The sequence below is a fragment of the Alteromonas portus genome (assembly GCF_005117025.1).
Lineage (GTDB): Bacteria > Pseudomonadota > Gammaproteobacteria > Enterobacterales > Alteromonadaceae > Alteromonas > Alteromonas portus.
This window is the reverse complement of record NZ_SWCO01000005.1, coordinates 72,621-95,104: the sequence shown is the minus strand read 5'-3', so window position 1 is coordinate 95,104 and position 22,484 is coordinate 72,621. Positions and strand designations below refer to the sequence as shown.

The window sequence follows — 22,484 nt, the reverse complement described above, 5'->3', positions numbered from 1 at the left end:
AGCTTCATTTCATTCTACTTACAGCGCGTCGATGGCTAAACTGGGCTCAGTAAACCAAACAGGCCCTTCGTCGGTCATATAGAAGTGATCTTCTAATCGAATACCGAAATCGTTTGGCACCACTATCATAGGTTCGTTACTAAAACACATACCAGGTGCTAGCGGGTGAGGATTATCTTTTACCAAATACGGCCATTCGTGAATATCCATACCAATACCATGCCCTGTTCGATGGGGTAAGCCTGGCAGGTTATAATCTGGCCCTAAGCCATCTTTTGCCAAGCTATCCCGTGCGGCTTTATCCACGTCACCACAGGGAATACCGACTTTTGCAGCGTTAAATGCCGCAAGCTGCGCACGCTTTTCGCTTTCCCAAAGTACCCGTTGCTTATCGGTTGGCTCTCCAAAACAATAGGTTCGCGTGATATCAGACAGGTAGCCATGCACTTTACACCCGGTGTCAATCAATACTAAGTCGTTTTTCTTCAATATCTGCGGGTCTTTCACGCCATGGGGAAACGAAGTAGCCTTCCCAAAAAGCACGATGCAAAAATAGTTACCGCTGGCCCCTACTTTTTTATGTGCATCATTTATAAATGCTTCAACTTCTGTCGTGGTTATACCTTCATAAAGCATACTGGCTGTGGCTTTGTGCACCGCAAGGGTCATGTCCATGGCTCGCTGAATTAGCGCGAGTTCATTGCTGGATTTGTGCATACGACAGTGCGCAGTTACCTCTGCACCATTGATGATTTGCCATGGTTGTTCAAGCGCTTTATTAAAGCCATCTACAATAAAAAACTGGGTTGATTCATCAACACCCAGTTTGCTGCCCCCCGCTGTATCCAGCTCACTTAACATAGAAATGGCAAGCGCGTATGGGCTTTCATGTTCTTGCCAACCGATAATCTCGCCTTGTACTAGTTTAAGCTCGTTTAATGAATCTATTTCAAACGTAGGGGCCAGATATACAAGATCACCTTTTGCAGGCAAAAGCGCGCCAACTAAACGCTCACTGGCGTACCACTGCATGCCCGTAAAATACGCTAAGTTAGTACCCGCGTTTAGATATAACGCGCCAATGCCATGCTGCTGCATATAATGCTTCGCCTTAGCAATGCGGGCTTTAAATTCTGAAAGTGGGATGGGTGTTAGGTCACCAGTCATGTTGCAAAGGCTGTCCAGCGCCTGCTGCGGTGTTTTTGTACCTATTTCCGTGCTTATTCTTGCGCTTAGCTGTGTTTCTTTCGGAGTGCTCATACGCCCGCCTTAACTATGAATTTATTAAAACGGGCACACTGTACAATAATGGGTAGGAAAGTCGAGATAAGCGAGGGTAGCGATGCCTGTTAAATGGCGTAACTAATGCTGAACACTCGCTTACTACAACTGAATTTTACAGGGCACTTTTCCACGCAGCTTCTGGAAGTAAGTACAAACCTTTCTCGCTTGTTGCACCTTCATTCACAATATAGCCGATGCCTGCAGCCATAACGGCCAAGGTTACGTCGAAGGCATTAATACTGTCACCATAACCCGCCGTTAAGTTAAACATAGAGCCATCAGCGAGAAGATACAGCGTTTTATCGCCTAGCTTATAAGCGTTAACATAAGGCATTGGCACACTGTGAGTAGCGTTATTTTTTAGGTATGGCACATCAATTTCTTGTGCCACGTGGCCTACATTTAGAATAAATGCGCCATCTTTCATGCTGTCTAAATGTTTTGAATTCACCACGCCATACGCTCCAGTTGCAGTGGCAATAACATCAGCTTGGCTAGCAGCTTCATTCAAATCGACCACTGGCCAGCCGTCGTATTTCGCCTGAAGCGCTCTTGCTGGGTCAAGTTCTGCAACTTGAACCTGTGCACCAAACGCCTTTGCCGATGCAGCAACGCCCTGCCCTACCAAACCATAACCAATAACAACCACTACTTTTTCGTGCAGGGTTAAGTGGGTGGTTTCAAAGAAGGTTTGCCATGCGCTTAAGCCCACCATGTGCCTGTTGTGAAGCCCTTCTTTAACTGGCAAGTCATCCCAGTTAAATATCGGGTAGTGTGGCGCCATACCGTTTAAGCGGTTAATGCCAGATCCTGTTGCTTCTAGGCCCGATACAATGCTTGGAACTGGCTTATTTGCTTTTATATTTTCGTGAAGTCGGGTAGTTAGATCAGCGCCCATTTCACACAAGTGGGTGGGTTGCCACGCCAGCGCTTTATCGAATGACTCAGACCAATCAGCCTCGCTCATATCACGCCACGCATGGGCCGTTGCGCCTTTATCAACAAGGTAAGACACCACGTCATCTTGCACTGTAGTGGGGTTACACGTGGTAAGAAAAATGTCGCACCCTCGTGAAAGTAACCCTTCAACCAAAGGTGCCATTTTCAAATCTAAATGCATGTTGCAAGCAAGTTTAACGTTCGACAGATCGGGAAGTGATGCGATGGCTTTGCGAGTGCGCGGCATATGCAGGCTGGCCCACGCCAACTCTGCTTGAAAATCTTGGTACATGAAAAGGATACTCTGAGAAATCTAAGAACAGCAATACTACGTCAGGTATCCTGCAATTCACAAGTTGTGATTATAAAAGGGCTTTTTGTATAAAAGCCCTTTTAATGACTTTATTGGTAGCTAACGTTTTCAACGCTGTATTCTTCGTTGTTAGCCCTAATTTTAGGCGTATTGTGATGCGATACATTTTCAATAACGGTAATTGGTTCGCCGTTAGTTAAGTAAAGCGAAATTGGGGCACTGTCTGTAAGCGTAGTATCGTCGATATGAAGATTTTGTACGCCGTGGAAATACATAGATGCGCCAGTCCTATGGGTTTTACCTTTCCCGACGTTTTGCAACGTATTACCTTTAACACTTACCATTGGGCCAAATGTGCTTTCATCAAAGCCACCGCGGTACACGGTTACTACTTCCTCTTTCACATCGGTGAAGGTATTGCCTTCAATCGTAAGGTTTTCAACACTGTAAACCCCTAAATCTTCCGTTTCTTTATTCAACGAGAGTATAGCCCCTGTGATATTGTTCATGTCAGAGTTGGCAATAACAATTTCATCAGCAAACGTGCCAGGGTAAGCCTTAAAGAAGTAAAAGTAGCCGTTGATGTTAAGGTGTGTCACTTTCACATTATCTACAAGTAGCGAATAATTGATATTCATTGAAGAGCGACTGGTTCTGATAATGCTATTGCCTTTGTAATCGGGTGAAGCGGCGCCATCAAACCAGAGGTTGTTCAGCGTTAAAGCCCCGCCATTGCGAATAACGATAAAGCTTGGTTTCTCTGAACGGATAACAGGTTTAGCGCCCGGCTTTGCCATCACCGTAACCGGGTGGTTAATATTCGCAAAGCGGGTTAACAAATATTCGCCACCATTTTCCAGCACTAGCGTGTCGCCTGGCTTGCTGTTTTCAAGGGCATTAGCAAGGGTGTCTATGCCCTGTCTAACCGCAATTTCTTTGCCGCTTCCAAATGCAACTTTGCCGTCTTTTTTATCGTAATAAGGTGCACCCACCTTATCTTTGGTAACAGGCAGCTTAATTTCCCCGAAATCAATACCATCAATTAAACTTTGCTCGGGGGTCATTAAGCCGTACTCGTTCTTCGTTACCTTATAAGGGGCTGTCGCAAAGCCTTTGCCAATTGGGTTTTCAGACGTTTGCGTTAACACATTACCTTTAAAGTTTATGCCTGATACATCATCAAACACCGTAATGGGTGTATCGTTGTATTTACCCAAAATAATATTGTTTTGCATTTCAGAGCTTTTAGGTGGTGCTGAGCGCTCTTCATCTGCACCCGCACCTAATTGAATATAGTCACTGTCGATCACGATATTATTATTCATGACAGACTCAATTACTGGGTCGTAACGGTTAGGCGGTGAATTAGGTACGCCGTTCATAATGACGAGTGCGCCGCGAAAACGTCTGCCGGTTAGGCCATATAGGTAGTTGTTCTTTACAGTTTGGTGTTCGTTAATGATGCGAATACCGCCGGTATTTGGCTTTCTATTACCAAGAAAGTAATTATTTTCTACCCGTGTATAATGCCCATGGCGCATTGTTAACGTGCCCTGAGCTTCAAAAAACACATTGCCTAAAAAGGTGTTTCCACTCGATTTGTTAGAGATAATTTCGTGTTCTCCGCTGGTGCGATCGAAATAGTTGTATTGCACTAGTGTGTTGGCATATTCGCGGGAAAAGTGACTGGTGCCTATGCGTAAGGTTTCACCACCATTAGCACCAAGCACCTGCCTTGGGCCAAAGTAGTTGTACTCTATAACGTGGTGATTCTCTCTACTTTCTTTCGAGTTCATTCTCACCGCAACTGTTACGCCACGGTTACGTTTATTAATAAACGAGTTATGGTCGATACGATTGTGTTTACCATAAATAGCAAGCCATAAATCTGAAAGCTCACGCTCTGGGTGACTAAAATCGTCAATAACAACATTCGTTAAACGGGAATAACTTGCCAGCTCTGTAGGCGAGGTTTTAAATGCAATCACTTCGCCTGTAGGTGTATGCCCGCGGGTAAACACTAGCCCATCAACCACTAAATATTTGCCCGAAAGACTCAAGTTAGACTGCCCGGTAATTATTACCTCACCGGGGGTTTGTGCATTTAAAGTTATAGGTTTACTTTCAGTGCCTTCACCTTTAAATACAAGTTCAACGTTTGTCCACTCACCGTTCGCAAGGGTTATAGTGTCGCCCGGTTTTGCCGTTTCTACTGCTTGGTTAAACGCTTCAATATTAGAAACAAGAGTGGCAAATGCTGAGCTACTGAAAAACAGCAATAGCGCTACACCCAGAATATTTAGTCTACTTACCAATATATGATTCATTTTCTAACCTTGTTATTAACAACGCTGACAGCCTTAAATGGTTAAGGCGTTAAACATTTCGATTTATAAATTTAATAGCACTATGAACGACTTCTTCTACCGGCATTGCCACATCTATATGCTTGCCATAGTAAGGCAACTGGAAAGTATTTAGCTGCGAACGCAGTAATTTGGGATCGAAAAAGTGATCGTTACGAGAAGAAAGTCTTGAAGCCAACAAAGCCTCACTGCCTGTAAGCACTATCCAATGAACAGGCAACGTTTTATTCGCACTTAGTATATTGCGGTAAGCTTCTTTCAGTGCCGAGCACGCCAGCACTGCCCCTCCAGCTTTTTCATGTTCAATAAGTAAATTGGAAAGCGCTTCTAACCATGGAAATCGGTCTTCGTCATTGAGCGCTTTTCCCCGCTTCATTTTTTCTATATTTGCTTTAGAGTGAAAATCATCTCCGTCGAAAAACGGAAGTGAGTAATGCCCGGCGAGTGCTTTACCCACGGTTGACTTACCTGTACCCGACACACCCGCAACTACAATCAACATATTAAAGCCTTACACTTGTTCAAAAAGCGCTACCACGCCGTTAGCTGAAATGATGACAGCAAAAATAAAAGCCATTACTAGTAGAGTATTTAGCAATTTTCCTGGCGCATCTTTTTTCATTAAGGCTTTTTTGTTTGCCAAAATTAAGATGCCTAAAGTGACTAATGGCAATACAAATACATTGAATACTTGAGAAAGTATTTGCCCTTTTATGGGGTTGAAGCCGAACACGGGAATAATGAGTGCCACCAAACAAGCGATACCTGTTATCACTTTGAACTGTGTTGATTTGGTATCTAGCTTACCAGAGCGATAATCTGCAATAAGAAGAGGGGCTATTAGCAAACAAGGAAACACGGAAGAAAGCCCTGCCGCTAGCGTCCCGAAAAAGAATACGGTTAATGCCGTTTTGCCTGCTATTGGCTCGAGGGCATTCACCATGTCTAATACATGCGTAATCTTTTTCCCTTCGTGAAACAGTGCACCATGGGCAACAGCCATAACCGATGCGCTTATGATAAATACCAAAATGGCTGCAACAATTGCATCTTTCTTTTGCTGCCCCTGATTAGCCATGCCCCAGCCTTTGCCCTGAATGAACAAAGGGCGAGATAAAAACGTGGCAGCGGCCATTGTTGTGCCCACAAACGCAGCCACCATCATCTTTCCGCCTGGTACATCGGGTATTGAAGGTACAAAGCCAGCAACGACCTCGGCAGGAAGCGGGCGGACAACAAAGAGCGAGAATACGAAAGAAATTCCCATGCATGACACAAACATCACCAGTATTTTTTCAAAAAGCGAATATCTACCGATGAGCATAATGGCGTACATAATGCCGATGACCGACACTGCAATGCCTAATACCAACTCGTACTTATATTGGTTAAGAGCGGGGGAATAAAGCGCCAGCATCTCGAATATGATATTTGACGAAATACCAAGAATGCCCATGAGGGAGTTCCATTGCCCAAATGTCACGCCGACTATAATTAAGATGGCGATAGTACGTCCGAACTTAAGATGCTTTTTAAACGCAAAAAGTGCTGTTTCGCCAGTGACTATGGCGTAATTGCCATAGGCATATATGAGCGCTCCTGAAAACAGGCAACTTAAAAACAAAACCCACAATAGCGACATTCCGTAAGTACTGCCCGCCACTATCATAGATGTAACGCTACCTGTTCCTATGGTGTAACCTATTGCAAAGAACGCCGGCCCGAATGCCATTAGCTTTTTGAGAATCGGCAACATTTTACTACCTCTTTTTATAATTTATTCGGCACGCATCAAGCTTCGCCAGGCTTACGCCATGTATACGCCACCGTTGATGTCCAAGGTGGCGCCTGTTATAAACCCGTTGTATTCCGATGCTAAAAAGGCCACTGCGCGAGCTACATCTCGGGGATTTCCCGCACGCTTCAACGGTATTTCGCTAATGGTTTTGTTCGCTGATTCGTCGGTGGTGTGAGTTGAATGAAAGCGCGTCCCTAATATAAGACCAGGTGTAACCGCATTAACTCGAATACCTTCGCCTGCAAGTTCAGCAGCTAGTGAACGAGTGAAGGTGAGCACCGCTCCTTTTGACGTTGAATACGCAAGCGAGCCTCCATGGCCTCCCTTTCTTCCCGCTAAAGAAGACAAATTCACTATCGAAGCCCCATCGTCTGCCGATTTCAAAAGGGGAAGGAGTACACGACTAACCATCATGGTTGAGGTGACATTCACCGCCATGACCTTTTCCCAGAACGCATTGTCTATATCGTCTAGCGTATGGCGTTCTACAAGATCTCCGGTGTTATTCACTAAAATATCCAAAGAAGACGTTAAAGAGAGGATCGTTTTAGCAAACTCATTCACAGCATCTTCGTTCGTTAAATCGGCTTGGACAGGGATTATTTCTCCCACACCCGATTCCAAAACTTCTTTTTGTAGCTCTTTTACCGCATCTTCAGAACGGTAATAGTGAACAATAACAGTTGCGCCTTGCGCCGCTAGTTCAGAAGAGATTGCTCCCCCAATACCACTTGCACCGCCAGTGACTAGGGCTTTTTTTCCATACAATGAATTCACTTTGACTCCTTATTTTTATCAAATAATTTTATTGATAAACCGTTTTAGTACCTTTTCAAATTAACACAGCAATATGCCATGTCAACAAAATAGAAACACAAAAATAACATTTCAAAAAAGCGAAAAAGTGATATTAAAAATAAAAATAAGCTTAATTTACAGATAGTTAGATTAAATCTAATAACAAGTTTAAGAGGCAAACAGCCTTATACTTTTGGCTAAAGCAGTGTCTTTTAATGCTTTAAAACGAAAATATAAGCATGTAAATCATATATTTATCTATTAAATACCCAGCAAGAAAGAAAATTATTCGGTGAAAAAGAAAGAATAATGTTGACTAGATTAAACTAAAGTGTAACTTTAATGTAAACATCCTGCCAGGCGGGATTTTTTATTAACATAAAACTAAACCGGTTTAGTTAACAAAAGAAAACTTCACATGAAATTTTTAATTCGGGGTTTGTGAGGTATAAAGCGGACCAGCTTTCGGAGAAGCGAAATGAATAATAAATTATCTAAACTCACTATTGCCATTCTATCTGCCTCTAGCGTGGGCTTTGCATCACAGGGGCTTGCTCAAGAAAATCAAGAGCTTGAACAAGCCGATGACGTTGAAGTTATAGAAGTACGAGGCATTGCCAGTAGTATTGCCGAGTCAGCCCGTCTTAAGCGATACGACTCTCGCATTGTAGACGCCATTGTTGCCGAGGATATCGGAAAACTACCAGACAACAACATAGCCGAAGCACTGCAACGTATCACTGGTGTTTCTATTAGCCGAGAATTCGGTGTGGGCGAGTCTGTCACCATACGAGGCATCTCACAAAACAGAGTGGAACTAAACGGCCGTTCAACTTCAGGCAGTGGTCGAGGTGGTATTAGTTTAGATGATTTTCCGTCGAGTTTTCTGAAAACCGTTGAAGTGGTGAAGTCCCCTACTCCAGAGATGATTGAGGGTGCGTTAGGTGGAACCATAAACATGACTACGGTCAGACCGCTAGAGCTTAATGAACCTCTTGTGGCTTTCACTCTCGATGGAGAGTACGCCGACAAAGCGGAAAACTGGGCACCTATATTCTCTGGTGCTGCTGGCACCAATTGGGATTTAGGTGATGCCGGTACCTTTGGCGCTTCCGTGGTTATGTCGTATCAGGACCGTACTTTAAGAAGGGACGAATTTTTCAACCTTGTAACGCCTACCGAACTGGATCTAGATGGCGACGGTACAAGTGATCAAGCGAATACTCCTAGCGGAAATTACCTTGTACGCAGCCAAAATACTGTAGAACAAAAAACGGAGCAGCGAGAGCGAACCGCTTACGGTCTTTCGTTGCAGTGGGCACCTAAAGATACCGATGCATTTGTTTATTTAGACATTAACACCACCGAGCTTGATGGTGGGCAGGAAGCCTATTCTGTACTTAACGATAGTAAGGACTATAGCGACTTGATCCTTGATAACGCTTATGGTGATGCGGAAGGACAACTCAATGACTTTGGTTCAGGTAGTGTATTTGTCCAACCTAAAACTTGGGCTGACTTTACTACCAATGAGACTTCTTCTAACGCACTTGGCGGGGAATGGTTTGTTACGGATAAGCTTAAAATATCAGGTGAAATTGCTTATACAAAATCTGAAAGTTTGCGAACGAATTCAGAATTTAACCTACGTCCAATATCTAGAGCGCAATACGAGGAAGACGGTACCGTTACAGAGCACCTGTTTACCCTGACAATGACAGGTGATGGCTCGCAAGTGCCTGGCATCGCTTTCTCAGATCCTGACGCGTTATTAAACCCAGATAACCTTGCTATAAGGCAGTTCACACACCAACGCTACTACGAAGAAAACGAGGAGACCGCCATTCGTTTTGACGTAGAGTACCTTGAGCCCATTCCAAGTTTTAGCTTTTTAACCAAAATAAAAGCCGGTGTGCGCGCAACAGACAGAGATTATGAGCTAGACCGATACGACCTGCGAACCAATGGTAGTGAACTGAAAAACCTACAAACCAGTGTGACATATGATGGTGTACTTCGACCAACTTGGGTAGATGAATTTAATGAATCATTTGGCGGCTTTAAAGAAGTTAACCATAGTAATTCGTTCGATCAATCCGGTATTTCGGGTAACAATGCTCTTACTCACTACTACGTGTACGATGGTGCAGCGCTTGCCTATGATATAGACGGCACCTATGCCCGTGTACAACAAATGCTTGAGGGGAGTAACTATGAACTCGTCGGCAGTCTTGACGATAACATGGTTCGCAACACTGGCTCTTACGCACAAATTAACGAAGAAACGCAAGCGCTGTATACACAGTTTCATTTAGATTTCGACAAACTGACGGCGGTAGTGGGTGCAAGGTATGTCAAAACAGATCTCGTTTCGAATACGTTTGATCAAAGTGGCGAGTATGATTATTCAGACTTTCTGCCAAGCTTAAATGCCACGTATTCACTAACAGATGAAACTATTCTTCGCTTTGCGGCCGCAAAAGTGATGAGACGACCTGAATTTGGCGAGTTAAGTCCTGCGCTTAATGTCGACAACTCATTAGTAACAGGTACGCAAGGCTCTTATCAGTTAGACCCCTATCGCGTTACTCAATATGATTTTTCAGCGGAACACTACTTTGGTGACGGCGGTATGGTGTCTGCGGCTATCTTTTACAAAGATGTTAAATCGTTCACCGTTGCTAGCAGTTCATGTCAAGCAGACCCGAACACGATAGAAGGGCAAAACGTCACTGAGTATGTAAACGTATGCTTGCTTGATACCGCGGGTGTTAGCCAAGCCGATGTGAACTACGTAACGGGCGACCAAGACCTTGCCTATGTTGAAGCTCAGCGTGATGCAGGACTAACAGGTATTGTTATAGATACTGACGTAAACGGCGGAAGTGGTGAAGTTACAGGTATCGAACTTGCCTACCAGCAACAGTTCAGCTTTTTACCTGGTATGTGGTCTGGGCTTGGCATAAGCACTAACTACACTTACGCAGATAGCGAACAGCCCGACGGTAACCCTTTGTTAGATATTTCTAACAATACATTCAATGGGCAAATTTATTGGGAACACGCCGGCTTCCAAGTTCGTCTTGCTTACAACTGGCGTGACAAATATCTAGACTCTCAGGATGAAAAACGCGTTCGTCCAGTTGGCGCACTAGCCACAGGTATTTACAACAGAACTAACCCTGACGAACCTTTCTTCGATCCGACATTGGGCAATAATTACCGTGAAGCTAGAGGTCAATTCGACTTCTCAGCGAGCTACGATATAAACGAAAACATAACGTTAGTCGCCAATGCGGTGAATTTAACTGCAGAACCCATTACTCAAGTAACAGAGCTGGGCAGTATTTGGCAGTACAGTGAAGCAGACCGTCGTTTCACATTCGGAGTAAGAGGCCGCTGGTAAGAAGCGCGCCACCTTTATTAGGCGCTGTAGCCTGCTGCAGCGCTAATTTCTCTCTCCCAATCTATAACAAACACCCTAGGTTAATTCTATGAAAATAAGAACGCCATTGGTTGCGGCTAACATACTTATTACTTTCACTATTGTAGGCTGCAATGGCAACGCACTATCTGAAGACAAAGGGGATTCCGACCGAGTACCCGGTGATAAATTCGATTTGAGTGGGTGGAATATTATGCTTCCCGTTGATGAAGACGGTGATGGTGCTGCAGACCGAGTTAACAATGACGCACTAAAACATTATCAGCACAATACATTCTTCTACTCAGATAACAATGACAATATGGTATTTGTGGCCCCTAACAAAGGCTTCACGTCACCCACTTCAACAAACACACGTAGTGAACTTAGACAAATTTATACCAGCGAAAATGGGCAAGTACCGAGTTATGAAAGCCCTCGTAATTACTTCGCGTTAACCTCCACACCGAATAGTGAAAACTTTGCTGCTATAGGCGGGCAAATGCAAGCAACACTAAAAGTTAATCACGTGTCGTTAAACGCAAAGTATGCCGATAAACCACCCGCCTATTCCGTGGTAGTGGGCCAGATCCATGCTGCAAAATTAAATGATGAAAAATCGGAAGACGCTGGCTTTGGTTGGGGTAATGAGCCTCTAAAAATTTACTACAAAAAGTACCCTAACCACGAAACAGGAACCGTTTTCTGGAATTACGAAAGGAATCTTCCTGAGAGCCATCCAGAGCGCATTGATATTGCTTATCCGGTGTGGGGAGATGGATGGAACGATGACACAGACCCTGGCAGCGAAGGCATAGCCTTAGGTGAATCGTTTAGCTACGAGATTAATGTTTATGGCGATACCATGTACCTTACATTTTCAGCTGCAAATCACCCCACAGTGAAACACCAAATAAACTTGGCAGATAACGTAGATGCTAAAGGAAGTGTTGATAAGCACGATGACCCTATTGGATACAAAAACGATTGGTTGTTTTTCAAAGTTGGGGCGTATAACCAATGCAGCACAAAAGATGCGCCAACGTTTCGCTACCCTGCATGCCCCGGCACGGGCAATTGGGAGATAGATAAAAAAGCAGGTAACTATACCAGTGTTTCATTTTCTTCTTTACAATTAGGCGACGCGGTAGCGCCTAAGTAATGCGGAAAACTATTTGTTACGTAAGCAGTTAGAGAACATAAAATGAATAAAAACAAAGTAAGACTCGTAGACGTTGCGACAAAAGCAGGCGTTTCAAAAAGTACCGCATCTCAATTTTTAAACGGTCGCTTCGACTTCATGTCGTTAGATACCCGCCTTCGTTTGCAAAAAGCAGTCGAGGAATTAAATTATGTACCTAACAATATTGCGCGTAGTTTAAAAACCAATAAAACCCGAACACTGGGCGTGATTGTACGCGATATCGCAAGTTATTACACAAGCCAAGCGATACGAGGAATGGACGATTACTGCAAAAAGCATGGCTATGATCTGTTTATTTATAACTCTGACTTCGATCCAGCTACAGAGAAAAGTGCGCTAACGACACTATGCCAGCTTAATGTCGATGGCGTTATTATTGCCTCCTGTGGTAACAATGCGAAGCTAATCGAAGATATTTCCAACAATACTGTTCCTGTAGTTCAGTTTCAGCTTGAGCATGATGATTGTGATACGGGTATTGTTGTTGCTGATTACAAACGATCATCGTTCGAGGCTACCGAGTATCTTATCGAACTAGGCCATAAGAATATTTGCTTTGTCACTCAACAGTTTGAAACAGTAAAGTCTCGCCATGAGAAATATCAGGGCTTTGTGGACGCTCACAACAAACACAATCTACCGGTTAAAGAAGAGCTCATCCTCCATTGGAGCAGAACTGAAGGTCTAGCCGCATCGCCGGTAGAGCTTCTTAAATCCGAATTAGCCCCTACCGCTTTTTTCACTCAACAAATTGCCATTACCGTTGATGTGTTAAAGGCGCTAGAACAAGCAAACATTAATATTCCCGGCGATGTCTCTTTATTAGGTTTTGAAGAAATACCTATGGCAGAATTTTTCAGAGTTCCGGTAACCGTGGTAAGACAGCAACCGTATGAAATAGGCAGTGAAGCAGCGAGTATGCTATTGAACAAGATAAAAAGCGGAAAGGCCTTTAACACCCGTACCCTAGTTCCCTGTGAACTCGTACTGAGAGAATCTTGCTCTACAGCAAAATCGACAGAAAAGCTTTAAGGAGTAGATGTTGCCGCTCTTTCGTTCCACAGCGCCACCTTATTTCGCCCGTGAGCTTTTGCTAGATACAACCCAAGGCTCAACGAAATACTGGTCAATTATTGCTAGTATTAACTTACGCCACGCTTATCAGAACGTATTGCGTACAGGTTTGCCAATCAGCACCAGATAAAGCTACTTTTTCTTTGAGGTATTACCAATTTACTTTATGCATAAGAGCATAAACTTGGCATACTATGGCTCTTTCTTCCTATTCTTAAAGCAGCAATCTACTGTTTTGTTACGCAAATTTACTCAAAGGCGTTAGTTCTTTTTATGCTTAGCTTTATTACCAGTACGCTTATTCCTGTATTGATCCTTCTTTTGATGGGGTGGCTTTTCTTTCGTATTAGGTGGCTGAATGAAGGCTTTATAGAGGCAGGGTCAAAGCTGGTATTTAACGTTGCGCTTCCTGCTCTACTGTTCTTATCAATCGCCAGAGCTGACTTTTCCAAAGCCGCGAATCTATCCCTTATGAGCGTGGGAGTGATAGGAACACTTATCGTATTTGCAGCGCTTATGGTTATTTCTCATTTGACAGTACATCCGTATAAAGCCAGAGGTGTAGTTGTTCAGGGCGGCTTTCGAGCCAATATGGGTATTATCGGCTTAGCCTATTGCGCTAACACCTATGGGCAAGAGGGTCTAGCTGTAGCGTCTGTCTACATGGGGTGTATTACCATCTTATTTAATGTACTTTCAGTTTTTGTTCTTAACTTTTACCAAGGTACGTCGCGCTCCTTAATGGGCCAAGTTACCGGCATGGCGAAAAACCCGTTGATCTTATCAATTGCCGCAGCCCTGCCCTTTTCATACTTCGAATGGCAACTTCCAGATACCTTAGTGAAAACAGGGGAATATTTCGCACAGCTTACCCTGCCACTTGCCCTTATATGCACAGGCGCCTCACTACAGTTCCGCTCTTTTTCCAGTGACTGGTTTAATATTGTACTTAGCACTACCAGTAAATGCGTAGTCTATCCCTTTGTATTGGTTGTTCTTGCCTATGTACTTGGCTTTAAAGGAATGGAGCTGGGCATTGTTCTCCTCTTAGCTATCTCACCTACTGCTGCAGCAAGCTATGTAATGGTTAGAAACTTAGGCGGGGATTATCGCTTAGCGGCAAGCATAATCGCAGTAAGCACATTGGTGTCTTTACCTATTACCGCCCTGGCTTTTGGAATACTTAGCAAATTGCAGCTTGTGTGATGAATAAGCGTTGGCACTAGCACTATTTCATAAGCTCTATTTCGCAACAGTCTTTTTCATAGTTGTTCGCGTCGATAGAAGAGCCTCCATTCTAACGAGCTGACCGCTCCAAACCTGTCTGACCAATTAAAAAATAAAATTTACCAAAATATTTAATTGGTCTGCTCCATTCTTCTTTAACTTCTGTTATTGTGTTTATTACAAATTGTCATTTTTAAATAACAACATTTTTACCCTACAACCGTTGTTGCCTGTTTTCATCAATGGCTATTTGATAACAAGGAAATAAATACAATGAACATCAAGAAATTTAGCCTTACCATGCTAGCTGTTGGTATCAGCCTGTCGTCTTTTGCTAGCGAAGCAAAAGGTCATCCTAACCTTATTCTTACCGAGCCTGGCGTAGAAAGAATGAGAGACAACTTGGGTGAAGTTCCTCTGTTTGATAAAAGTTTGGCAACCGTTAAGCAAGAAGTAGATGCCGAAATTGCAATGGGTATCGATACGCCTATTCCAAAGGATTTCTCAGGTGGTTATACCCACCAGCGCCATAAACAAAACTTCTTTATTGCGCAAAAAGCTGGCGTTCTTTATCAAGTGTTAGAAGATGAAAAGTACGCCAAATATATTCGTGACATGTTGTTTCAATATGAAGCCATGTACAAAGACTTACCCCTTCACCCGCAAGAGCGCTCATATTCGCGGGGTAAATTATTTTGGCAATGCCTAAACGACAGCAACTGGCTGGTTTACATGAGCCAAGCATATGATGCTATTTACGACTATTTGTCTGCTGATGAACGCAAAACACTAGAGGACAATCTCTTCCGTCCGTTTGCCGATTTTATTTCATTAGAAAACCCACAATTTTTTAACCGCGTACATAACCACAGTACCTGGGGCATTGCTGCTGTAGGCATGATTGGTCTGGTTATGAACGATGAAGAGCTTATTCAACGCGCCCTTTACGGTATTGAAGACGATGGCTTAGAAGTGGGCGGTAAAGACAACGATGGCGGTACTATTAAAGTAGAAGGTCAGCGCAAGGGCTTTTTCGCTAACTTAGAAGAGCCTTTTTCTCCTGATGGCTACTATACCGAAGGCCCTTACTATCAGCGCTATGCAATGTACCCTTTTCTAATACTTGCGCTGGCAATGGAAAACAATCGCCCAGACTTAAAGGTACTACAGCATAAAGATAATGTTTTATTGAAAGGCATTAATGCACTTCTTAACCTTTCTGATGCCGATGGTGAATTTTTCCCGCTTAACGATGCACAAAAAGGCATGTCTTATAAGAAAGCCTCTTTAGTTACCGCTGTGGATCTCGCGTACTTTTACGGAGAGAAAGATCCCCGCTTGTTAAGCGTGGTAGAAAAGCAAGGTGAAGTACTACTACAAGAGTCAGGACTTGAAGCCGCTATTGATATTCGAGATGGCAAAGCGGTTCCCTTTGTAAAGTCTTCCGTAAATTTAAGTGATGGCCCGAACGGTGACCAAGGCGGTGTAGGCATTTTACGTTATGGCAATGAAGACCTAACCCTGGTGTTTAAATATGCCGCGCAGGGTCTGAGTCACGGTCATTACGATAAATTATCGTTCTCCTTATACGAAAAAGGCGAGGAAGTTCTGCAAGATTATGGCCTAGCTCGGTTTGTAAATATCGGTCAAAAAGGCGGTGGTAACTATCTAAAAGAAAATACCACGTGGGCTAAGACAACCATTGCACATAATACTTTATCAATAAATGGCACAAAGCATTTTGATGGAGAGTACGACGTTGCCAGCCAGCATCACTCAGAACTTTTCACTTTTAACGCAGAAGATGACAACGTAAAAGTGGTTAGCGCAACAGAAGAAAATGCCTACCCGGGCACGTTAATGCACCGCACCATGGCGGTGATCAAAGACGAAAACTTTGAAAAGCCATTTGTATTAGACATACTACGAGTTGACACTGACAAGAAGAATCAATACGACCTGCCCTTCTATTACATGGGACAGATAATTGATAAGAACTTTACTCACGAGTCACCCACCACGTTATCACCATTTGGTGAAGACAATGGCTATCAACATTTATTCGTAGAGGGCAAGGGTAACGCGAGTGAAGGTAACACTAAGTTCCAGTGGCTTCAGCATGGCAAGTATTATACGCTGACTATGGTTACCAACGCTGAAGACGAGGTGTATTTGACTCGCATTGGCGCAAACGATCCAGACTTTAACCTGCGCCGCGACGCAGCTATTACGCTTAGACGAAATGACACTCAAGACACTTTGTTTGTTTCTGTCGTAGAACCTCATGGTTCATACAGCCCAGTGAGTGAATCGTCGATTAACTCAAGAAGCAGTATTAAAAACCTTGAGGTTGTTTTTAATAACGATGATTACACAGGTGTACGTATTACTGATGTGAAAGGCGACACTCAACTGTTTATCATCGCTAATCGCGATAATGATAGCAGCGCAAAGCACAAAGTTGAGATTGACGGCAAAAGCTACCGTTGGGTAGGCCCCTTCTTCTATATGTAGATGCCGCTACACACTACTATCAACGAAACCTGAAACAAAGCCTCGCAAGAGGCTTTGTTCGTTTTAAATATTGTTTTTTTACTCGTACATTTTTGTGTAACTGATTTTAACCCTATTTCCCTTGTAAACAGCACTCGCTAAAAAGGCATAGCTGATAGCTTTTTGGGAAAAGCTATTACTACTACTCGTTGCATTCCTTCAAGCCGAACTAATCATATTATCTTAACAACCGTTCCATAAAATTTTTACTATACTGGCTTTAGCTGCTAATAATTGATTGCACATAAAATTTCTATTGGAAAGTTGTGAATATCAAAAGTCACCGATGTTCTCCAGTCTAATTACGCTTAAATGGATTTGAACAAATTACATGTCACAACTTTTTCAGACACTACAGGCAAGAGTCATTATTCTGATTTTGATGATTGCCATACCCGGCTTCATTGGCATTTTTTACAACGCATACATGGAAAGGGATGAAGCAATAAAGACTGCTGTTAGCCAAGCAGTAAATACGACCAAAACACACTCGAATATACAAGCCAAACTTATTGAGGAAACGCGACATTTTCTAAAGAATTTGGCGCAGTTCGATGCGGTGCAGCAGCCTAGCTTACAACGGTGCAGTCGGTTCCTGTCGAATGTGCTTAAAGTAAACAGTAATTATGTCAATCTCGGTGTGCCAAGCGCAGATGGTCAATTGTTATGTAATGCCCGAGAATTGAAACGTTCGGTAAACGTTTACGACCGCCCTTATATACAACAAGCCATCGCCACCCGTAAATTTTCAATCAGTGATTTTCAAATAGACCGGGCGACGAATTTAACTAGTATTAATTTTGCCTACCCCGTTATAAATGCAGAACAAGGCAATTTAGTCGGTTTGGTTGTAGCTGTTATATCGCTCGACTGGTGGAGCGAAATACTCTCTGAGTCTTACCTGCCCGATGATACCGTTGCATTTATAACTGATAGTGAAAACAAAATTGTAGCAGCATTCCCCGCTAGGCAAGAACTGATAGGCACTCCATTAGATATAAAGGGAAATAAGAGCGCATATACAAACGGAACATTAGATAATAATGCTCTTCTTAGCGAAGACCCTTATCAACGCGTTTACGTCACACACCCGCTATTTGATGATGGACAACATATCAACATCACTATTGGTATTCCGCTTAAACAAACGTTCAAAGCAATTGATACCAGGTTGATGACAACCACACTTATTTTGGCGTTGATCGTTTTGTTTTTCGTCGGTGTTTCAGTATGGCTAATTAGGAAAAACGTTTTAATCCCCATAAAAGACCTTTTGAAGTCGACTACCGCGCTGGCCGAAGGCAAAGAGATGGATGAGACATCGACTAATGGCAGTATTGAACTCAAGAAGCTACAGCAACATTTTGCACAGATGGCTAAAACGCGCTTAGAAGCCGAAAAACAACTTATTAGTAGTCAAAATTCTTTGCAAGAAAGCCGAGACATTTTAGCGAGCCATATTGAAAACACGCCTTTGGGCTGCGTTACCTGGAATACAGACTTTATCTGCACAGATTGGAATAAGTCGGCTGAGCTAATCTTTGGTTACAACAAGGATGAAGCGATAGGCAAGCATGCCTCTGAGCTGGTTGTTCCCACTGATCTACGCCACGAGATTGATGGCGTATTCGAATTACTGGTAGAAGGTAAAAAAACCGTCCGCAAGGTAAACAATAATATCACTCGATTGCTCGAAACAATCACTTGCGAATGGTACAGCACACCAATCTTGGACTTCTCTGGCAAAGTAATTAGCGTAGTTTCATTAGTTCAAGACATTACTAAAAACAAACGCTTAGAAGACCAGTTAAAATTATCGGCCAGCGTATTCTCGCACGCAAGAGAAGGCATTTTTATTACTGATAGTGAAGCGAACATCATTGATGTAAACAAGACCTTCGAAGACATAACCGGCTACTCCCGAGACGATGTACTAGGTAATAAACCTAACATGTTCAAATCTGGAAAACAGTCTCCTGGCTTTTACAAGAACCTCTGGAGTTCAATCCTCAAGGAGGGATATTGGGCAGGAGAAATTTGGAATAGAAGAAAGAATAACGAAATATACGCACAGCTTTTAACGGTAAGTGCTGTGAAAGATGACGAAGGCACAATTAAAAATTACATCGCGATTTTCAGTGATATTTCAGAGACAAAAGAACAACAACATCGCCTTGAGCAAATGGCCCATTATGATGTTTTAACGAACCTTCCCAATCGTTCTTTGCTCGCCGAACGCTTGGATGAAGCTCTTAAGCAAAGCAAAATTAAAGAAAACTATGCGGCAGTGGTATTGCTTGATTTAGATGGCTTTAAAGAAGTGAACGATACATTTGGGCACAGCGTTGGTGACGAATTACTCATAGCGCTCGCTCGTCGCTTTAAAGGCATACTTAATGAAGACGATACCATTTCGCGTTTTGGTGGAGACGAGTTTGTCGCGGTTCTTACCAATCTACAACAAGCTCAAGACTTTGTTCCTATCGTTAAAAATATGCTGAAAGCGGCCTCGGACCCAGTCAAGTACGGTGAAAATGAGCTGAGAGTCTCAGCAAGCATTGGGGTGACAGTTTATCCTGAAAATGAAACCGACGCTGAACAACTCATTCGACATGCAGACCAAGCCATGTATTTAGCGAAGCAAAAAGGAAAAAATTGCTATCACCTTTTTGATATTGAATCAGAAGACGCCATTAGAACACGTCATGAAATCATAAAGAGTATAGCTAGTGGTCTTAAGAAAAATGAGTTCGAACTTTACTATCAACCTAAGGTGAATATGCGTACTGGGGCAATTGTCGGTGCAGAGGCGCTGATACGCTGGCAACATCCAAAACGAGGGCTACTGCCCCCAGCCGATTTTCTACCCTTTATCGAAAATCATCAACTTAGCATTGAAGTTGGCGAGTGGGTTATTGAAGAATCACTTAAGCAGTACAATCAATGGAAACAGTCGGGCATAGATATAAAAATTAGTGTGAACATTTCTGCCCTAGAGATACAACAAAGAAACTTTCCAACTCGTTTAGCGCATTTGCTTTCTAAAGTACCTGAAACACCGCCTAGAGCACTACAACTTGAAGTCCTCGAAACCAGTAAATTATCGAATATTAGAAAAGTGTCTGAGATCATGGAAGACTGCGTAAAGCTAGGTGTTTCTTTTGCAATTGACGACTTTGGAACAGGCTACTCGTCTTTAACTTATCTTAGACGCTTGCCCGCTGACGTGATCAAAATAGACCAATCTTTCGTTCGCGATATGCTGGTAAACTTAGAAGATAAAACTATTGTTACCGGCGTGATTGCGCTGGCCAACTCTTTCAACCGCAGTGTGATAGCTGAAGGCGTAGAAAGTATTGCCCATGGAACGTCACTGCTTGCATTGAATTGTGAACTCGCACAAGGATTTGGCATAGCCCGCCCTATGCACGCTAACGTCTTGCCAAATTGGCTGAGGCAATGGGAAACGAAAGAAGAGTGGAAGTAAGCTTCAAAAGTGGTGAATTGACCAAAACCCGTTACTTCCAAAGGCTATGTAATAACGTTAAATAATTTTGGATAACGTTTGGGTAAATCATGCCAGTGATCAATAACCGGAACGCCCTCAAAAATAACAGGCTGGCCTGTTTCTAGATGGCTGGCCCCTGTGTATTTCACTACCGACATACCCGCGCTCAACGCGCCCTCAATACCAGCGTCGGAATCCTCTATCACTAAACATTTTTCGGGTGAAACACCCATCTTCTCAGCGGCAAGAAGAAAAATATCGGGTGCAGGTTTACCCCTAGTTACCTCTGCGCTAGTGGTTACATACCCGTTAAAAACCTTATCTAGCGCTGTTGTTCTTAACGAAAACGTGACTCGTTCTGGGTGGCTACTGGTCGCAATACACTTTTTAACTAAAAGGCGCTGTAAAATAGCCTCTAGGCCAGGTGTGGGGACAAGCTCTTCGGCAAACACAGCCAATAGTGCAGTTAGATAGTCGTCCCTAAACGCCTCGGGTAAACGGGTGTTAAAATCCTCAGCTATTTGCGCTTTTGCAGACTCATAACTTTTACCTAAAAAGTACGTATCAAAGTAATCGCCATCTATTTCAACTCCAAGGTCGTAAAGCATAGAAATAAGCACGCGTTTACACAAAATTTCACTGTCAATAAGTACGCCATCACAGTCGAAAATAACCAACTCTATATCGGCGTTTGTTGCTGTTGGCTTTTTCTGCTCCATAATAATTCCTTGCTTATTTTACCCGTTGTTTATCAGATATGCCTTCCATACCTTGCTACGGTTACTGACTAAATCTCGGTTTAAAGCGTGCCATTTTTGTCTTTCCCTGGCGTTGAACATAAAGGGCTTTTGTATAACCAAGTACACGATTAGTGGTTGTTCACCATCAAATAGTAGACTTGTGTTGTACCCACAAAGCCCTTGCGTTCAACTCTCCATTATCTCGTTAAGCCGCCGAAGACGAGCGCGCTTCACCCCAAGATAGCTCAGGGATGGTTACGCCATCTTTGTCGAAGTGCATGATTTTCTCTTGCGCTGCCGTTAAGTTAATTATGTCGCCGTAGGCCACTTTACAATCACCATCGGCTTTCACTGTTAATGTACCGACACCATCAACATGAACATGCAAAAAGGTTTCAGACCCTAAGTGCTCAATCACGCCAACTCTGCCAGTCCACAGCCCTTTTTCTTCGGTAATTCTAAAGTGCTCTGGGCGCACACCTAAGCTGCACGTCGGGTCACCTGCTTTGGTATCTACACTAATAAAGTTCATTTTTGGCGAACCGATAAAGCCTGCTACAAATTGATTTACTGGCTTTTGGTAAAGCTCCAAAGGCGTGCCTACTTGTTCAATAATGCCACCGTTGAATACTGCAATACGGTCTGCCATCGTCATGGCTTCAACTTGGTCGTGAGTAACATAAATCATGGTGGTATCTAAGCTCTTATGTAGCTCAGATATTTCAAGGCGCATGTTTACGCGAAGTGATGCATCTAGGTTCGACAGTGGCTCATCAAACAAAAATGCTGAAGGCTGGCGTACTATAGCACGTCCGATAGCAACACGCTGGCGCTGACCGCCCGAAAGTTGACCCGGTTTACGGTCAAGATAGTCGGTAAGGTTAAGCATTTTCGCCGCTTTTTCAATTTTCTGCTCAATGATTGCAGGCTCTACTTTCGCTTGTTTTAGCGGAAACGCAATGTTGTTTCTTACCGACATATGAGGGTAAAGGGCATAAGACTGAAACACCATAGCCAAACCCCGCTGTGCTGGCGGCATGTCTGTCGCGTCCTGGTTATCAATTTCAATAGTACCGCTTGTTGTGTCTTCAAGGCCGGCAATCATGCGTAGTAACGTTGACTTACCACAACCCGACGGCCCAACAAACACAATGAATTCACCATCTCGAATTTCTAAATCCAGCGGCTTAATCACGTTAACGTCGCCGAAGCTCTTTGTAACTTGCTTTAAGGTAATACTTCCCATTTTGAAGTTC

At 43.2% G+C, this 22,484-nt stretch carries 14 protein-coding genes; 6 read left to right on the top strand and 8 right to left on the bottom strand.

The annotated features are described in order from the left end of the window. Positions 1–18 precede the first annotated feature (18 nt). The 6 genes from E5672_RS08410 to E5672_RS08385 all read right to left on the bottom strand — a co-directional run bounded on the left by E5672_RS08410 (position 19) and on the right by E5672_RS08385 (position 7,477). Positions 19–1,260 (bottom strand): M24 family metallopeptidase, encoded by a 1,242-nt coding sequence (locus tag E5672_RS08410; protein WP_136781793.1) that lies wholly within the window; start codon positions 1,258–1,260, stop codon positions 19–21. Between the two features lie 136 nt (positions 1,261–1,396). Next, positions 1,397–2,515, bottom strand: coding sequence for an adenosylhomocysteinase (locus E5672_RS08405; RefSeq protein WP_136781792.1), 1,119 nt, complete (start codon positions 2,513–2,515; stop codon positions 1,397–1,399). Positions 2,516–2,625: 110 nt separating this feature from the next. Continuing rightward, positions 2,626–4,863 carry a polysaccharide lyase 6 family protein gene (locus E5672_RS08400; protein WP_136781791.1) on the bottom strand — a complete coding sequence of 746 codons (2,238 nt, stop codon included), beginning with the start codon at positions 4,861–4,863 and terminating at the stop codon, positions 2,626–2,628. 49 nt (positions 4,864–4,912) lie between these two features. Then, positions 4,913–5,404 (bottom strand): gluconokinase, encoded by a 492-nt coding sequence (locus E5672_RS08395; protein WP_136781790.1) that lies wholly within the window; start codon positions 5,402–5,404, stop codon positions 4,913–4,915. 9 nt (positions 5,405–5,413) lie between these two features. Next, positions 5,414–6,658 carry an Nramp family divalent metal transporter gene (locus tag E5672_RS08390; RefSeq protein WP_136781789.1) on the bottom strand — a complete coding sequence of 415 codons (1,245 nt, stop codon included), beginning with the start codon at positions 6,656–6,658 and terminating at the stop codon, positions 5,414–5,416. A 51-nt stretch (positions 6,659–6,709) separates the two neighbouring features. Further along, positions 6,710–7,477, bottom strand: a complete 768-nt coding sequence (locus tag E5672_RS08385; RefSeq protein ID WP_136781788.1) for an SDR family NAD(P)-dependent oxidoreductase — start codon at positions 7,475–7,477, stop codon at positions 6,710–6,712. A gap of 499 nt (positions 7,478–7,976) precedes the next feature. Between E5672_RS08385 and E5672_RS08380 the strand changes: the two genes are divergently transcribed. From E5672_RS08380 to E5672_RS08355, 6 genes are all read left to right on the top strand, one after another. Continuing rightward, positions 7,977–10,904: a TonB-dependent receptor gene (locus E5672_RS08380; RefSeq protein ID WP_136781787.1), complete on the top strand. Its 2,928-nt coding sequence runs from the start codon at positions 7,977–7,979 to the stop codon at positions 10,902–10,904. An 88-nt stretch (positions 10,905–10,992) separates the two neighbouring features. Beyond that, positions 10,993–12,084 (top strand): polysaccharide lyase family 7 protein, encoded by a 1,092-nt coding sequence (locus E5672_RS08375; RefSeq protein ID WP_136781786.1) that lies wholly within the window; start codon positions 10,993–10,995, stop codon positions 12,082–12,084. A 42-nt stretch (positions 12,085–12,126) separates the two neighbouring features. After that, on the top strand, positions 12,127–13,158 hold the full coding sequence (locus E5672_RS08370; RefSeq protein ID WP_136781785.1) for a substrate-binding domain-containing protein: 1,032 nt from the start codon (positions 12,127–12,129) through the stop codon (positions 13,156–13,158). Between the two features lie 315 nt (positions 13,159–13,473). Beyond that, complete coding sequence (locus E5672_RS08365; protein ID WP_136781784.1) at positions 13,474–14,406, top strand: AEC family transporter; 933 nt, start codon at positions 13,474–13,476, stop codon at positions 14,404–14,406. 294 nt (positions 14,407–14,700) lie between these two features. After that, positions 14,701–16,941: an alginate lyase family protein gene (locus E5672_RS08360; RefSeq protein WP_205676482.1), complete on the top strand. Its 2,241-nt coding sequence runs from the start codon at positions 14,701–14,703 to the stop codon at positions 16,939–16,941. 370 nt (positions 16,942–17,311) lie between these two features. Further along, the gene (locus E5672_RS08355; protein ID WP_136781783.1) at positions 17,312–20,467 is read left to right on the top strand and encodes a bifunctional diguanylate cyclase/phosphodiesterase; all 3,156 of its coding nucleotides are present in this window, start codon (positions 17,312–17,314) and stop codon (positions 20,465–20,467) included. A 44-nt stretch (positions 20,468–20,511) separates the two neighbouring features. On the opposite strand, the gene E5672_RS08350 is transcribed toward E5672_RS08355, so the two are convergent. Both E5672_RS08350 and E5672_RS08345 read right to left on the bottom strand, forming a co-directional pair. Next, on the bottom strand, positions 20,512–21,207 hold the full coding sequence (locus E5672_RS08350; protein WP_136781782.1) for an HAD family hydrolase: 696 nt from the start codon (positions 21,205–21,207) through the stop codon (positions 20,512–20,514). Between the two features lie 226 nt (positions 21,208–21,433). Next, positions 21,434–22,474, bottom strand: a complete 1,041-nt coding sequence (locus tag E5672_RS08345; protein ID WP_136781781.1) for an ABC transporter ATP-binding protein — start codon at positions 22,472–22,474, stop codon at positions 21,434–21,436. Positions 22,475–22,484 lie beyond the last annotated feature (10 nt).

Coding starts and splice junctions, on each gene's coding strand:
- E5672_RS08410 (WP_136781793.1), bottom strand. CDS start 1,260: ATGAGCACTCCGAAAGAAACACAGCTAAGCGCAAGAATAAGCACGGAA.
- E5672_RS08405 (WP_136781792.1), bottom strand. CDS start 2,515: ATGTACCAAGATTTTCAAGCAGAGTTGGCGTGGGCCAGCCTGCATATG.
- E5672_RS08400 (WP_136781791.1), bottom strand. CDS start 4,863: ATGAATCATATATTGGTAAGTAGACTAAATATTCTGGGTGTAGCGCTA.
- E5672_RS08395 (WP_136781790.1), bottom strand. CDS start 5,404: ATGTTGATTGTAGTTGCGGGTGTGTCGGGTACAGGTAAGTCAACCGTG.
- E5672_RS08390 (WP_136781789.1), bottom strand. CDS start 6,658: ATGTTGCCGATTCTCAAAAAGCTAATGGCATTCGGGCCGGCGTTCTTT.
- E5672_RS08380 (WP_136781787.1), top strand. CDS start 7,977: ATGAATAATAAATTATCTAAACTCACTATTGCCATTCTATCTGCCTCT.
- E5672_RS08375 (WP_136781786.1), top strand. CDS start 10,993: ATGAAAATAAGAACGCCATTGGTTGCGGCTAACATACTTATTACTTTC.
- E5672_RS08370 (WP_136781785.1), top strand. CDS start 12,127: ATGAATAAAAACAAAGTAAGACTCGTAGACGTTGCGACAAAAGCAGGC.
- E5672_RS08365 (WP_136781784.1), top strand. CDS start 13,474: ATGCTTAGCTTTATTACCAGTACGCTTATTCCTGTATTGATCCTTCTT.
- E5672_RS08360 (WP_205676482.1), top strand. CDS start 14,701: ATGAACATCAAGAAATTTAGCCTTACCATGCTAGCTGTTGGTATCAGC.
- E5672_RS08355 (WP_136781783.1), top strand. CDS start 17,312: ATGTCACAACTTTTTCAGACACTACAGGCAAGAGTCATTATTCTGATT.
- E5672_RS08350 (WP_136781782.1), bottom strand. CDS start 21,207: ATGGAGCAGAAAAAGCCAACAGCAACAAACGCCGATATAGAGTTGGTT.
- E5672_RS08345 (WP_136781781.1), bottom strand. CDS start 22,474: ATGGGAAGTATTACCTTAAAGCAAGTTACAAAGAGCTTCGGCGACGTT.